Genomic DNA, 14,534 nt, shown 5'->3' with positions numbered 1-14,534 from the left:
AAAAGTGGGACACGCTGCTTAGCTGTCCGCATGAGCAGCACTCCCCGGATCAACGACGAGCTGAGTCAGATCGCACCGCGCCTGCGCCGCGCCCGCGAAAAGAAGAACGTCACGCTGGCCGAACTCGCCACCGCAACCGGGATCTCCAAGAGCACGCTGTCCAGGCTCGAGTCCGGGCAGAGAAAGCCCAATCTCGAGCTCCTGTTGCCCATCGTGGCCGCTCTGGCGGTGCCGTTCGAGGAGATCGTCAGCCCGCCCAGGGTGCAGGACCCGCGAGTACCGCAGCGGTCCACGCGGGCGGACGGCCGCACCCTCACGCCCCTCTCACAGCACCAGGGTGAGCCCCAGGCCTTCAAGATCGTCATCCCCGCCACCGATCGGGAGCCCGCACCCCGCACCCACACCGGGTACGAGTGGATCTACGTGCTCTCCGGTCGCCTTCGGCTGATCCTCGGCGAGCACGATGTGGTCCTGGGCACGGGTGAGGCGGCGGAGTTCGACACCCGCAATCCCCATTGGTTCGGCTCCACCGGCACCGATTCGGTGGAGATCCTCTCCATGTTCGGCAAGCAGGGCGAACGCATCCACCTGCGCGCCCGGTCGACATCGGCGACGTCGAGCTAACCGTTCGGTCGGTGCAATCACGCGCCAAACCGGGCCAAGACGGCGATTCGCTGCGGAGGCTCGCATGAAAATGCCGTCAACCCCCGGTTACGCTGGGGGCGGCGCACACCGGAGCATTCCAGTTCAGTGCGCCGCACGCACGTCGCACCCGCGGCACTCACGAGGACGGGAGGTTCCCATGTCGAATTACATTGCAGATGCACTGGTCGGTGAGCCCGAGGTTCTCGAGGACACCCTGGTCGCCGACCTGACCGGCTCGCCCGCCTGGCTGCGGCTCAAGACCGCCGCCGCCGCCCTGCAGACCGTGCAGGCCCAGGACGGTTCGATCCCCGAGGCCGGCGCCCACGCGGATGCGCAGGCGTCCGTCGCCGAGATCACCGGCGCGGTCACCGAGTTGGCGCCGCAGTTCCCGCACGATGCCGCCTACCTGGCCGCCGTTGTGGTCGACTTCGACCGCTGGGCGGCCGGCGGCTTCGGCGTGCCCGACTTCTACGACTCGCTGCTGGCCTTCCAGCCGCAGCAGCACCGGGAGGACGGCATTCGGCACCTGGTGGTGTTTCCGATGTACACCCAGAACGGCAGCCCCAACCGGCTCGTCGAGGCGGTGCTCATCGAGGTGCTCTGGCCGGAGTTCGTGGCCGAGCTCGAGACCGAGTACACCAACAAGCTGTTCGTGCCCATCCGCTTTCTCGACTTCACGGCCGGGTACGACACCAACTCGGCGGTGCTCTTCCCCGAGACCGTGGCGATGCGGCAGATCCCCACGTTCACCTGGGGGGCCATCTTCGCCGACCGGGAGGCCGCGAGGTTCCGCAGGGTGGTGCGCGCCGCGGCCGAGATCACCAGGCTGGAGCTGCCCGCCGAGGCCGAGGCGCTGCTCGACGACCAGCACCTCACCGAAGAGACCTTCGTGATGTGGGACCTCATCCACGACCGCACCCACATGCGCGGCGACCTGCCCTTCGACCCGTTCATGATCAAGCAGCGGATGCCGTTCTTCCTCTATTCACTCGAGGAACTGCGCTGCGATCTCACGGCGTTCCGCGAGTCGGTGAAGATCGAACGGGACGAGGCCGCCAGCCCCGAGGCCCGCCGGCACGCGAAGCTGGTGCAGTACGCGGTCATTTTCGACCGTATCTTCAGGTTCTCGATCACCGGCAGCCGGGTGCGCAACTATGACGGCCTCGGCGGCCAGCTGCTGTTCGCCTGGCTGCACCAGCACCACGTGCTGCACTGGACCGACACGGCGCTCTCCTTCGACTGGGAGGCGGTGCCCGATGTGGTCATCGCGCTCGGCGCCCAGATCGACGAGCTCTACTGGGCGTCGATCGACCGGCCGAAGAAGGCGCACTGGCTGGCCGCCTACGAGATGCTGACGAAGACGCTCACGCCCAACCCGGCGTCGGCGTGGGCTCGTGGGCTGCCGCTCGAGGTGCTCGCCGGCGCGCCGAAGGGGTACACCGACCTCGTCCTTGACGACGAGTTCCCGCTCTCGATGTTCTTCGAGGCGCTCGACAAGAAGATGAAACCCGTCATCGAGTCGACCAGGGGCATCACGGCGGATGCGTAGGCTCACGCTGGTCGACCCGTCCGGCGATCCCGGCCAGCCGGGGGCTGCCGGGCACACCGTGCTGATCGCCGGGGCCACCAGCACCGCCGGGGTGGCCGTCGCGGCCGCCCTGGCGGGTGCCGGGGCCCGGGTGCTGGCCGTGGGCTCCAACGAGGAACGGCTGGCGCGGGTGCTCGAGGTGGCGCCTCAAGCCTCCGTCTACGTCGCTGACCTGACCGATTTTGCGGCGGTGACCGCCCTCGCCGCCACCGTGCACACCGAACACGGACCCGTCGACGGGCTCGTGCACCTGGTGGGCGGCTGGCGTGGCGGCGGCGGGCTCGACGGTCAGACCGACGAGGACTGGGACTTTTTGCACCAACGCGTCGTGCAGACGCTGCGCAACACCACTCGCGCGTTCAACGCCGATCTGCTGGCCTCGTTCACCGGCCGGCTGGCGATCGTGTCGTCGGTGTCGGTGGATGCGCCCACCCCCGGCGGCGCCAACTACGCCAGCGCCAAGGCCGCCGCCGAGACCTGGACCCGGGCTGTGGGCCACGGCTTCGCCAAGGCCGGCGACACCGCCGCGGCCGTGGTCTTCGCCGTGCGCGCCCTCGACGGACTCGAGCCCCGGCTGGCCGCCGAGGTCGTGGCCCTCTGGGACTGGCCCGCCGCGTCCCTGAACAACACCCGCCGCATCCTCACCCCCGGACCGGCAGCCCCGGCCGGCGCAACCATCGAACCTCCCCCTGGGGGCTGATTCGCCCGCGACGCGTCGGCGCTAGCGTGGGGGCATGACTGCCGAAGCCCGCACCGAACCGGTCACCGACCTGCTGGCCGACCCGCTGGCCGACGGATGGCGGCGGCCGCGCGGCCCCCGCTCCGCGTACCGGGTGGATGCCTGGGTGGCGCTGGCGCTGGCCGGCGGCACCGCCCTGAGCATCTCGCTGAGCCTCGGCACCGGGCTCATGGGCGATGCGCCGTGGTGGCAGGTAGTGATCTGGGTGGCCCTCATCGCTCTGCCGCTGGCGGCCCGCCGCCGCTGGCCGGAGGCCGTGGCACTGCTCGTCTCCCTGGTCTTCGCCGTGTCCGCCAGCATGGGCATCACCGACGGCCTCTTCTCCAACATCTGCCTCTATGTGGCCATCTACTCGGTGGGCGCGTGGAGCCACCACCGCACGATCGCCCGGTGGACGCGGCTGGGCATCATCGCGGGCATGTTCATCTGGCTGTTCTGGAGCCTCTTGGAGACCGCCAACCAGGCCACCGTCATCCCCGAACTGTCCAGGGACGGGTTCTTCTCCCCCTATGCCGCCTACGGACTGCTGCAGGTGCTGCTCAACCTGGTCTACTTCTGGGCGGCATACTACTTCGGCGGCGCCGCCTGGCACGCGGCCCGGCGCTCGGCGGCGCTCGAGGGTCTCACCCGTGAGCTCGCCACCGAACGGGAGCGCACCGCGGCCCAGGCCGTCAGTCTCGAACGGGTGCGCATCGCCCGGGAGCTCCACGACGTGGTCGCCCACCACGTGTCGTTGATGGGCGTGCAGGCCGGCGCGGCCCGGCGCATCCTGGACCGCGACCCAGCCGCGGCCGTGCGCGCGATCACGGTTATCGAGGAGAGCGCCCGCACCGCTGTGGACGAACTGAACACCATGCTCGGCGCTCTGCGTGCCGATGACGCCGACGGTGCGCAGCCCGCCCACCAGAGCACCAGCACCCGCGGTGTCGACCAGCTCGCCGAACTCGCCCAGGAGAACACCGACGCCGGGTTGCCCGTGCGGCTCCAGGTGATCGGCGAGCCCCGCCCGGTACCCGGCACCATCGGTCTCAGCCTCTACCGAATCGCCCAGGAGGCCCTGACCAACACCCGCAAGCACGCCGGTTCCGGTGCGACGGCCGACCTGCGCCTGCGGTACGAGACGGATGCCGTGGAGCTGGAGGCGACCGACACCGGTCGCGGCGTGCGCGCCCCGGCCAACCCCGCCGCCGAGCGGAGCGCCCCCGGCGGTCTCGGCCAGCAGGGCATGCGCGAGCGCGTCGCGGCCGTCGGCGGCACCCTCGAGCTGGCGAACCGGCCGCGCGGCGGCTATCTGGTGCGCGCCCGCGTTCCGCTCACCGGTCCGGCTGTGGCCACCGAGCCGCCCCTCTCCGTGCCGCCCGCCGAAATGCGGGCGCCCCAGACCGTGGAGACCGTCGAATGAGCGTGCCGATCCGGGTGCTCCTCGTTGACGACCAGGCCCTGGTGCGGGCCGGATTCCGCATCATCCTCGAGTCCGAGCCGGGCATCGTGGTGGTCGGCGAGGCCGTGGACGGCGCCGCCGCGATTCGCCAGGCCGGCGCCTTGCGGCCCGACGTGGTCTGCATGGACGTGCAGATGCCGGGCATGGACGGGCTCACCGCCACCCGCGCGATCGTGGCAGACCCGACCAGCCGCGCCGCGGTACTCGTGCTCACCACCTTCGACAGGGAGGACTACCTGTTCGCCGCCCTGCAGCACGGCGCCAGCGGGTTCCTGCTCAAGAATGCCTCGCCGGAGTCCCTCGTCGAGGCGGTGCAGGTGCTCGCCCGCGGCGACGCCCTGCTCTCCCCCGAAATCACCCGTCGGGTGATCGCCCGCTTCGCCGGCGCCTTCTCCAACTCCTCGCTTGCCGCCGCACCGGATGTCGCGCTCGCGCAGGGCGCGCACCGGCCGGAGCCGAAGGCGGTGGGCATGCTCACCGACCGGGAGCGGGAGGTTTTCGAGCTGATCGCGCTGGGCCTGGCCAACGCCGAGATCGCCGCCCGGCTGTACCTGGGCGAGGCCACGGTGAAGACCCACGTCTCGAAGGTGCTGCAGAAACTGGATTTACGCGACCGTATCCAGGCCGTGGTTTACGCCTACGAACACGGCATCGTCGTGCCGGGGGCGGCGCAGCGGCAGAGCACCAACCCGCACTGACGCGCCTGACTCACCCCCAGTCCGGGGGCAAATCCTCGGCGTCGGGGCCCGGATTCGTTGCGCGCCCGTAGCGTATGAAGGCGGTCGAGCTTTGCAGCTCCTGCCGCGCGATCCGCTTTCCAATCCTGAACTGAATGAGGCCCGAACCGTGACCACACGAACCACACAGAGTTGGACGAACCGCACGGCAGCGTTCGGCCTCGGCCTGGCCCTCATCGGGGGAATGACCCTGGTCGCCAGCCCCGCCCAGGCAGAAGAGATTCAGCCGGCTGCCGCAACGGCCTCACCTGTCCCCTCTGAAGAGGCCGTCGCCCCCGAGGTCGAGCCGACGCCCGCACCGTCCGACGAGGCCACGCCCTCCCCGTCGCCCTCCGACGTTCCGACGTCCTCTCCCACTCCAGCGCCCGCAGCTCCTGAGCTCCCCGCTCTTGCGGCCGGCACCGTCACGGTCTCCGGCGAACCGATCGTGGGAAACACCCTCACGGGCACCACGACCGGCTGGCCGGCAGGAACCACCTTCACGTACCAGTGGACCGTCGGTTTCGGTTACTACGGCGGTGAGGTCGAAGGCGCCACGTCGATCAGCTACACCCTGACTTCGGCCGAGGCCAACGGCTCGATGGGTCTGGCTGTCACTGGGTCGCTCGACGGCTTCACCTCAACGACTGTGCGCGAATTCATGGAGGCAACGGTGACCCAACCCCAGAAGCCGGCCGCGGTGGCGCCCGATTCTGCCGTGCTGAGCCAGTACCTGACAGCTGCGAATGTGACAGTTGAGCCGCAGACGTCGGCTGGACTGCCGGCAGGCGCGCTCAACCCGACAAACGCCTACACGGCGAACATCACGTGGATGGAAATGAGCGACTCTTACGTCGACGTCTACGTGTACTCACAGCCGACGCTGGTGGGCAGCTTTGCGGTTGTCGACGGTGCCGTGCAGATCCCGCTGAGCGCCGCGCTGCTGCGCTCCCTCCCTGCCGGTACACACACCCTGGTGATCACCGGACAGACCTCAGGTCTGACCCAGGCCGTGGCGCTGAACGTTGCCCCGTCTGCAGTTGCTACCGTGCGCACCGGCACCGCTCTTGCCGAGACCGGCGCCTCAGTGACCGGTCCGCTGACAGCCGCGGCGGTGCTCCTCATGCTCGGTGCCGTACTGGTCGTGCGTCGCCGTCGCGTGACCGCCTAACCAGCACAACCAGCGAAGGGGCGCGGCCAGTCGGCCGCGCCCCTGTGTCATGTCCTGCCGGTGCCCCTCCTCCACAGGCGGGCGTGGCTGAACACCTACCTCAAAGCCGAAGACGCTCAGGCGATCTGCGACCGGCTCAGCCACCTCGCCACCACTTCCGACACCGACACCGCGGCGCCCGGGGCCGACGCGGCCGGCACCGATGCGGCCGTCCCACCCCGCGCCCGCCGACATGCGCCGCTACCTCGACGCCCGCGACCAAACCTGCCAAGACCTACACCTCAGCCTCCGCCAACACCGACCCCACCCACACCGACCCCACCAGCTTCGACACCACCAGCTACGACAGCCGCCCGCCCGGCCCCAGCAACTCGGCGGCCACGCCAACGGCCTCGGCACCAGCGCCAATCCCGTATCAGGCGCTCGGCGTCCGGGACGGTTCCGCTTGATCCGCAGCCGGCGCCGGCGCCGGTTCGAACCCAGCCCGCGTCCGAGGACCCGCCGCCGTTCTGAGCCGGGTATCCCCGCTAGGGTCGAGGCAGAGCCCGGCACCGGGGGAACGGCGCCGGAGTCCTGCGTCGCGAAGGAGCAGCCATGGTGCGCACACACCCGCCCGTTGTCGTCGGTGTCACGGCGGGCCAGCCAGATGCCGTGCTCCTGGCCGCATCGGAATTCGCCGCCCAATTCGGTGCCGAGCTGATCTGCGCCTCGGTGGACCCGAGTCGCTTCATGCTCGAGGAGCTGCCAGACGGCAGCATGACGAGCGCCTCCTTCGACCCGGACTCGTTTGAGCAGGCGGCCGCCGAGTTCGACCCCGGCCTGCGCGCCCAGATCGAACGGGTGCTGGCCGGCCGCGGGGTCGGCTGGTCGACCCGGGCCCTCGCCGGCGAGCCCGCTAGGGCGCTCGGCCATCTCGCCGGCACCGTGCGGGCCATGATGATCGTCGTCGGGTCCCGCGAACCCACCGTGCGGCACACGCTCCGGTCCTTCTTCACCGGATCGGTGGCCGTGCGCCTCGCCCACGGCCAGCAACGTCCGGTCATCATCATCCCGCTCAACCCGATTCCCTTCGGCACCGAACTACCCTGGGACGAAGAGTAGGGCCGAGCGCCTCACCCTGTGGGCGGAGGCAGGCACTCACCCCGCAGGCGGATGCGGCCACGGCCCCGCATCCCTAGCGTTGACGGTACGCAACGAAAGGGCAGACATGCTCGAGATCAGGGACATCAACAAGCATTACGGCACCCACCAGGTGCTCACCGATGTGAGCTTCAGTGTGGGCGCTGGCCGCATGACCGGCTTCGTCGGCGCCAACGGTGCCGGCAAGACCACGTCGATGCGCATCATTCTGGGGGTGCTCTCGCCGGACTCCGGCAGCGTGCTGCTCGACGGCGTCGCGCTCACCGCCGGTGACCGGCGCCGGTTCGGCTACATGCCGGAGGAACGCGGCCTCTACCCCAAGATGAAGGTCGCCGAACAGCTGGTCTACCTGGCGCGGCTGCACGGCATGAGCACCAGCGCCGCCAAGCGCAACGCCAACGACCTGCTCGAGCGGCTCGGCCTCGGCGAGCGCGCCAACGATCTCGTCGAGGCCCTGTCGCTGGGCAACCAGCAGCGCGCCCAGATCGCCGCAGCGCTCGTGCACGACCCCGAGTTCCTGGTCCTCGACGAACCGTTCTCCGGCCTCGACCCCATCGCCGTCGAGGTGGTTCTCACGGTACTCAAGGAGCGTGCCGCCGCCGGCGCCCCCGTGCTGTTCTCCTCGCACCAGCTCGACCTCGTCGAACGGCTCTGCGACGACCTCGTGATCATCGCCGCCGGCGAAATCCGCGCCAACGGGTCCCGCGAACGCCTACGCGAGCAGTTCAGCACCCCCAGGTTCGAAATCCACACAGATGCCGACGCCGGCTGGATCCGCGGGGTCGCCGGCATCACCGTGATCGACTTCGACGGCGGCGAAGCCGTCTTCGAAGCCGACTCCGACGCCGCCAGCCAGCAGGTCCTCCGCGAGGCCCTCACCCGCGGCGCCGTGCACTCCTTCGGCCACCTCCGGCCCTCCCTCTCCACCATCTTCAAGGAGGTCGTGCGATGAGCACCGACACCGAACCGGCCACTGGCACTGGCACTGGCACCGGAACAGAACCCCGCCAGAGCGCCGCAGCCCGCACCACACCCCCCGCGCCCAATTTCTGGGCCAGCGTCTGGCTGGTCGCCACCCGCGAGATCGTCTCGCGCCTGCGCAGCAAGGCCTTCCTCATCTCCACCGGCATCCTGCTGCTGATCGCGGTCGGCTCCGTCGTCGCCGGCGGCATCATGAGCGCCAACCCGTCCACGACCTCGGTGGCCGTGGTCGGCTCGGCCGGATCCGTGGTCAGCGAGGCCGCCGGTCTCACCATGGTCTCCGCCGACGGCGTCGCAGAGGCGGAGGCCCTGGTGCGCGACGGCACCGTCGAAGCCGCCGTGGTGCCTGACGACTCCCTGCTCGGCGTCAGCGTGATCGCCCTGGATTCACCGCCGAGCGCGGTCATGAATGCGCTCAGCGTCGCCCCCGCCGTCGAACTGCTCGACCCGGCCGAGCAGGGCGGCTTCCTCGTCTACATCGTGGCGCTCGGCTTCGGCCTGGTGTTCTTCATGTCGGCGCTGACCTTCGGCTCCACCATCGCGCAGAGCGTGGTCGAAGAGAAGCAGACCCGGGTCGTCGAGATCCTGATGTCCGCTATCCCCGTGCGCGCCCTGCTGGCGGGCAAGGTGGTGGGCAACTCGATCATGGCGCTGGGTCAGATCGTGGCCATCGCCCTGCTCGTGGGCATCGGCATGGCGGTCACCGGCCAACGGGTGCTGCTGGCCGACCTGGGTCCGGCCATCGGCTGGTTCGCGGTGTTCTTCGCCTTCGGCTTCGTGATGATCGCCGCCCTGTTCGCGGCGACGGCGTCGATGGTGTCCCGCCAGGAAGACGTGGGCTCGACCACCGCACCGGTGACGTACCTCGTGATGATCCCCTATTTCCTGGTGATCTTCTTCAACGACAACCCGCTCGTGATGGCCATCATGTCCTACGTCCCGTTCTCCGCACCGGTCGGGATGCCCGTGCGCATTTTCCTGGGCTCGGCCGAGTGGTGGGAGCCGGTGCTGGCGCTGATCATCCTCGCCGTGACCACGGCCGGAGTGATCATCCTGGGCTCGCGCATCTACCGCAATTCGCTGCTGCGGATGGGCGGCCGCGTCACCATCAAGCAGGCCCTGCGCGGCTGATCGGCGCGAAAGCGCGAATCCGGGCCTGACCCGGGGTGTTGACACGTTGTGCAGGCACACAATCCGTGCGACACCCCGGAGCAGACGCACAGATTCGCCACCCAGGTTTACGCCAAGATGGAGGGGTGACCTCCCTCCATGACCTGCTCTCCCGCGGTTTCGCGTCCGACAACTATTCGGGCATCCACCCGGAAATTCTCGACGCCATCGTGCGGGCCAACGGCGCCCATCAGATCGCCTACGGCGACGACGTCTACACGGCCGAACTGCAGCGCGTTTTCGCGCGGCACTTCGGTGACGGCGTCGAGGCGTTCCCGGTGTTCAACGGCACCGGCGCCAACGTCACCGGGCTGCAGTCGATGCTGCCGCGCTGGGGAGCGGTGATCTGCGCGAGCACCGCGCACATCAACACCGACGAGGGCGGTGCTCCCGAGCGGGTCGGCGGCCTCAAGCTGCTGCCGATCGAGACGCCGGACGGCAAGCTCACTCCCGCCCTGATCGACCAGGAGGCCTGGGGCTGGGGAGACGAGCACCGCGCCCAGCCGCTCGTGGTGTCGATCACCCAGACCACCGAGCTCGGCACCGTGTACACGCCCGCAGAGGTGCGCGCCATCGCCGACCACGCGCACGCCAATGGCATGCTGCTGCACATGGACGGCGCCCGCATCTCCAACGCCGCGGCCGCCCTCGGGGTGCCGTTCCGGGAGTTCACCAGCGACGCCGGTGTCGACGTGCTCAGCTTCGGCGGCACCAAGAACGGCATGATGCTCGGCGAGTGCATTGTGGTGCTCAACCCCACCTCATCCACCGGGCTCAAGTACCTGCGGAAGCTCAACATGCAGCTGTCCTCGAAGATGCGCTTCATCTCGGCCCAGCTGATCGCCCTGCTCGACGGCGACCTGTGGCTGCGGAACGCCGACCACGCCAACGCCATGGCCGCACGCCTGCGCGGCGCGCTCGAAGAGGGCCTGGCGAATGGCTCGGTGACCGGACTCTCGTTCAGCCAGCCCACCCAGGCCAACGCGATCTTCGCCGTGCTGCCCGCCGGCGTGGCCGACAAGGTGCGCGAGTTCTACAGGTTCTACGACTGGAACCCGGCCACCGGCGAGGTGCGCTGGATGTGCGGCTTCGACACCACCCCCGACGACGTCGACGATTTTGTCGCCGCCCTGAAGAAGGAACTGATCAGCGCATGAACGTCTTCACGAACAAGCCCTGGTTGAGCTCATACGCCGCGGGCGTGCCCAACACGATCACTGATCCCACCGAGACCCTCATCGACATGATCGAGGGCTCCACCCGCCGGTTCGCCGACAAGGTGGCGCTGGACTTCTTCGGCGGCACCATGACCTACGGGCAGCTGGGCGATGAGATCTCTCGCGTGGCCAACGGCCTGCGCCGGCTCGGCGTCAAGCCCGGCGACAGGGTGGCCCTGGTGCTGCCGAACTGCCCGCAGCATATCGTCGCGTTCTACGCCGTGCTGCGGCTCGGCGCGATCGTGGTGGAGCACAACCCGCTCTACACCGAACGTGAGCTGCGCCACCAGTTCGAGGACCACGGCGCCAGCGTCGCCATCGTCTGGGACAAGGTTTACACCACGGTGCGCGGCTTCCCCCGCGACATGGGTCTGCACACCGTCGTGGCCGTCGACGTCACCAAGTCGATGCCGCTGACCACCCGGCTGGCCCTGCGCCTGCCGATCCCCAAGTCCCGCACCGCCCGCGCCGCCCTCACCGTGGCCCAGCCGCTCAAGGACGCCATCGAGTGGAGCGCCCTGGTGGGTTCCCGCCGGCTGCGCACCGCGCATCCGCGCCCGCTGCTCGGCGACACCGCCGTGCTGCAGTACACCAGCGGCACCACCGGCTCGCCCAAGGGCGCCATCCTCACCCACTTCAACCTGCAGGCCAACGCCCAGCAGAGCGAAGCCTGGGTGCCCGGGCTCGAGCGCGGCAACGAGGTCTTCTACGGCGTCCTGCCGATGTTCCACGCCTACGGCCTCACCCTCTGCCTCACCGTCGCGATGTCGATCGGCGCCCGGCTGGTGCTGTTCCCCAAGTTCGACGTGGGCCTGGTGCTCAACGCGGTCAAACGCACCCCACCCACCTTCCTGCCCGCGGTGCCCCCGATCTACGAGAAGCTCGTGACGGCCGCCAACGCGCAGAAGGTCAGCCTTCGCGGCACCAAGTACGCCATTTCCGGGGCGATGAGCCTGCCCCAGTCCACTGTCCAGCTGTGGGAGGAGGCCACCGGCGGCGTACTCGTCGAGGGGTACGGCATGACCGAGTGTTCGCCGATCGCGGTGGGCAACCCGATGGGCGAGAGCCGGCGCAACGGCACCGTGGGCGTCCCGTTCCCGAGCACCGAGATCCGGGTCGTCGACCCCGCGAACCCCGCGGTCGACCGCGGCTTCGACGAAGAAGGCGAGCTGCTCATCCGTGGCCCGCAGGTGTTCTCCGGTTACTGGGACCGCCCCACCGAAACCGCCCAGACCCTGCTGGCGGATGGCTGGTTGCGCACCGGTGACATCGTCACGGTGTCGCCGGACGGCTTCGTCACCATCGTGGACCGCATCAAGGAACTGATCATCACCGGCGGCTTCAACGTTTCGCCCTCCGAGGTGGAGGCCGCCCTGCTCTCGCACCCCGACATCGCCGACGCCGCTGTGGTCGGCCTCAAGAGCGAGCACGGCGGCGAGGATGTCGTGGCCGCCGTGGTGCTGATCGCCGGCGCCACCCTCGACGTGGCCGGTTTGCGGGAGTACTGCCGCACCCGCATCTCTGCCTACAAGGTGCCCCGCCGTATCGTCGAGGTCGACGACCTACCCCGGTCGCTGATCGGCAAGGTGCTGCGCCGCAAGGTGCGCGACAACCTCGAAGCGGCGGAGCACACCGCCTGACCGACGGCATCCGGTCAAATATGCGGGCGCATGGAATAACCGCGCCCGCACCGCGTTGACCAGATTGGGACGATGATGCCCCGCACCAATCGACAGACACGCACCAGAGAAAGCCGGGCATCATGACCCTCATCACCGACACCCACAGCCGCGCCGCCGATACGACGGCACCGATCCTCCCCGCGATGGCCGAGCGCTGGAGCCCGCGGGGATTCGACCCGACCGCCGTCATCGACGAGGACACCCTCACCACGGTGCTCGAGGCCGCCCGCTGGGCGCCATCCGGCAACAACAACCAGCCGGCCCGGTTCATCGTCGCCCGCCGCGGTTCCGAGAGCTTCGCCAAGATCCACGCGAACCTGATGGGCTTCAACCAGGCCTGGGCCGACAAGGCGTCGGTGCTGATCCTCAACATCGCCGAGGGTGACAACCCCTGGGCGCAGTACGACCTCGGCCAGGCCGTCGCTCACCTCACCATCCAGGCCCAGCACGAGGGACTGTTCAGCCACCAGCTGGGCGGTATCGACCGCAAGGCGCTGGCCAGTGCGTTCCGTCTCAAGGAGAACCAGGACGCCGTCACCGTGACCGTGCTGGGTGTGCTCGGCGACGCCGAGGCGCTCAGCCCCGAACTGCTCGAACGAGAGATCGCGCCGCGCACCCGCAAGCCGCTGACCGAGATCCTGCTGGTCAACGACTAACAGCCGCCGTTTCGGGCGGCGCACCATCCGCCGAATTGCCGCAGAGTTCCCCTCGAGTCCGCCGAAGGGGTCTGCCGCAACTCGCGGGCCTCGACGCCGCACAACGGGGGATGTGAGTTGCCACTTGGAGCCCCCTCAGGGCCTCCGAAGGGGCGCCAACTGCCATCTCACCCGACTGCGCCGCATCGACCTGCCAGTTGAGGCCCTCAACCGGGCCGCCAAGAGGCCGCAAGTGGCAAGTCGGGCAATACACGAACGCCCCCCTCGCATAAGCGAGGGGGGCGTTCGTCATGTGAGGGGTGCGGACTACGGGCGCAGCAGCACCTTGATGGCGCGGCGCTCGTCCATGGCGGCGTAGGCCAGCGCCACTTCGGACAACGGCAGCTGCAGGTCGAAGACCCGCCCCGGGTTGATCGCTCCGCTGAGCACCTCGGGCAACAGTTCCTCAACGTATCCGCGCACGGATGCGACGCCGCCGTTCACGCCCACGTTGCGGCCGAAGAGGGCCTTGATCGGCAGCTCGGCGCCGCCGTTGGGCACGCCGACGTAGCCGACCATGCCGCCGGGCCGGGTCGAGCGGATCGCCTGGTCCATCGACTCCTCGGTGCCAACGCACTCGAGCACGCAGTCGGCGCCGACACCGTCGAACATCTCCAGGATGCTCTCGACACCCGCGTCGCCCCGCTCCTCGACGATGTCGGTGGCACCGAATTCGCGGGCGACGGCCTGCCGGTCGGCGTGCCGGGACATGGCCACGATGCGGGACGCGCCCAGGCGCTTGGCGGCGATGATCGCGCAGAGGCCCACGGCCCCATCGCCGACCACGACGACGGTGCTGCCGACGGTGACGCCGGCCGAGACGGCAGCGTGGTGGCCGGTGCCCATCACATCGGCGAGGGTGAGCAGGCCAGGGACCTGGTCATCCGTGGGCTGCACGGGGGTGGCGACGAGCGAACCGTCGGCGTGCGGAACCCGCACCCGTTCGCCCTGGGCGCCGTCGGCGAAGCCGCCGAGCTGGTCGTCCGAGCCCCACCAGCCGCCGTTGAGGCAGGAGGTGCTGACGCCGTTCCGGCAATTGACGCAGGTGTTGTCGCAGTCGTAGAACGGGGCGATGACGAAGTCACCGACCGTGATGGTGGTGACGTCAGGACCGATCTCGTCGACGATGCCGACGAACTCGTGGCCGATCCGGTGCGGCTCGTCGGTGGGGGTCACGCCGCGGTACGGCCAGAGGTCTGACCCGCAGACGCAGGCCGCCACCACCCGCACGATGGCGTCACCGCCGGTGGACAGGACTGGGTTGGGAACTTCATCGAGTCGGACATCCCGCTCGCCGTAAATAACTGTTGCACGCATCCGAAAAGCCTAACCCTCAGCCCGCGAACCGT

General features: G+C 69.4%; 13 protein-coding genes. 12 read left to right on the top strand and 1 reads right to left on the bottom strand.

Annotation, left to right across the window (positions count from 1 at the left end; all coding sequences use genetic code 11):
* The first annotated feature begins 30 nt into the window (after positions 1-30).
* From E3O60_RS10615 to E3O60_RS10555, 12 genes are all read left to right on the top strand, one after another.
* Positions 31-624, top strand: coding sequence for a helix-turn-helix domain-containing protein (locus E3O60_RS10615; RefSeq protein ID WP_103461275.1), 594 nt, complete (start codon positions 31-33; stop codon positions 622-624).
* A gap of 178 nt (positions 625-802) precedes the next feature.
* A complete protein-coding gene (locus E3O60_RS10610) occupies positions 803-2,194 on the top strand; it encodes a DUF6421 family protein (RefSeq protein ID WP_134498041.1) in 1,392 nt (463 codons plus the stop codon).
* A complete protein-coding gene (locus tag E3O60_RS10605; protein WP_134408504.1) occupies positions 2,187-2,933 on the top strand; it encodes an SDR family NAD(P)-dependent oxidoreductase in 747 nt (248 codons plus the stop codon). The genes E3O60_RS10610 and E3O60_RS10605 overlap by 8 nt, the downstream gene beginning before the upstream one ends.
* Positions 2,934-2,967: 34 nt before the next feature.
* The gene (locus E3O60_RS10600) at positions 2,968-4,374 is read left to right on the top strand and encodes a sensor histidine kinase (RefSeq protein ID WP_088457555.1); all 1,407 of its coding nucleotides are present in this window, start codon (positions 2,968-2,970) and stop codon (positions 4,372-4,374) included.
* Positions 4,371-5,111, top strand: coding sequence for a response regulator transcription factor (locus E3O60_RS10595; protein WP_088457556.1), 741 nt, complete (start codon positions 4,371-4,373; stop codon positions 5,109-5,111). Before E3O60_RS10600 ends, E3O60_RS10595 begins: the two co-directional genes overlap by 4 nt.
* A gap of 148 nt (positions 5,112-5,259) precedes the next feature.
* Positions 5,260-6,300, top strand: a complete 1,041-nt coding sequence (locus E3O60_RS10590) for an LPXTG cell wall anchor domain-containing protein (RefSeq protein WP_134408503.1) — start codon at positions 5,260-5,262, stop codon at positions 6,298-6,300.
* Between the two features lie 594 nt (positions 6,301-6,894).
* Positions 6,895-7,401, top strand: a complete 507-nt coding sequence (locus E3O60_RS10580) for a universal stress protein (RefSeq protein ID WP_088457558.1) — start codon at positions 6,895-6,897, stop codon at positions 7,399-7,401.
* A 106-nt stretch (positions 7,402-7,507) separates the two neighbouring features.
* Positions 7,508-8,392: an ABC transporter ATP-binding protein gene (locus E3O60_RS10575; protein WP_088457559.1), complete on the top strand. Its 885-nt coding sequence runs from the start codon at positions 7,508-7,510 to the stop codon at positions 8,390-8,392.
* On the top strand, positions 8,389-9,552 hold the full coding sequence (locus tag E3O60_RS10570) for an ABC transporter permease (RefSeq protein ID WP_134498039.1): 1,164 nt from the start codon (positions 8,389-8,391) through the stop codon (positions 9,550-9,552). The genes E3O60_RS10575 and E3O60_RS10570 overlap by 4 nt, the downstream gene beginning before the upstream one ends.
* A 125-nt stretch (positions 9,553-9,677) precedes the next feature.
* On the top strand, positions 9,678-10,748 hold the full coding sequence (locus E3O60_RS10565; RefSeq protein WP_134498037.1) for a low specificity L-threonine aldolase: 1,071 nt from the start codon (positions 9,678-9,680) through the stop codon (positions 10,746-10,748).
* Positions 10,745-12,448 (top strand): long-chain-fatty-acid--CoA ligase, encoded by a 1,704-nt coding sequence (locus E3O60_RS10560; RefSeq protein ID WP_088457562.1) that lies wholly within the window; start codon positions 10,745-10,747, stop codon positions 12,446-12,448. The genes E3O60_RS10565 and E3O60_RS10560 overlap by 4 nt, the downstream gene beginning before the upstream one ends.
* Positions 12,449-12,570: 122 nt before the next feature.
* Positions 12,571-13,146: a nitroreductase family protein gene (locus E3O60_RS10555; protein ID WP_088457563.1), complete on the top strand. Its 576-nt coding sequence runs from the start codon at positions 12,571-12,573 to the stop codon at positions 13,144-13,146.
* Positions 13,147-13,452: 306 nt separating this feature from the next.
* On the opposite strand, the gene E3O60_RS10550 is transcribed toward E3O60_RS10555, so the two are convergent.
* The gene (locus E3O60_RS10550) at positions 13,453-14,502 is read right to left on the bottom strand and encodes a zinc-dependent alcohol dehydrogenase family protein (protein WP_088457564.1); all 1,050 of its coding nucleotides are present in this window, start codon (positions 14,500-14,502) and stop codon (positions 13,453-13,455) included.
* Between the last annotated feature and the right edge of the window lie 32 nt (positions 14,503-14,534).

This window comes from Cryobacterium sp. TMB1-7, assembly GCF_004402435.1.
GTDB classification, from domain to species: Bacteria; Actinomycetota; Actinomycetes; order Actinomycetales; family Microbacteriaceae; genus Cryobacterium; species Cryobacterium zongtaii.
Note: the sequence above shows the minus strand (reverse complement) of the source record. Positions and strands in the feature narration are given on the sequence as shown.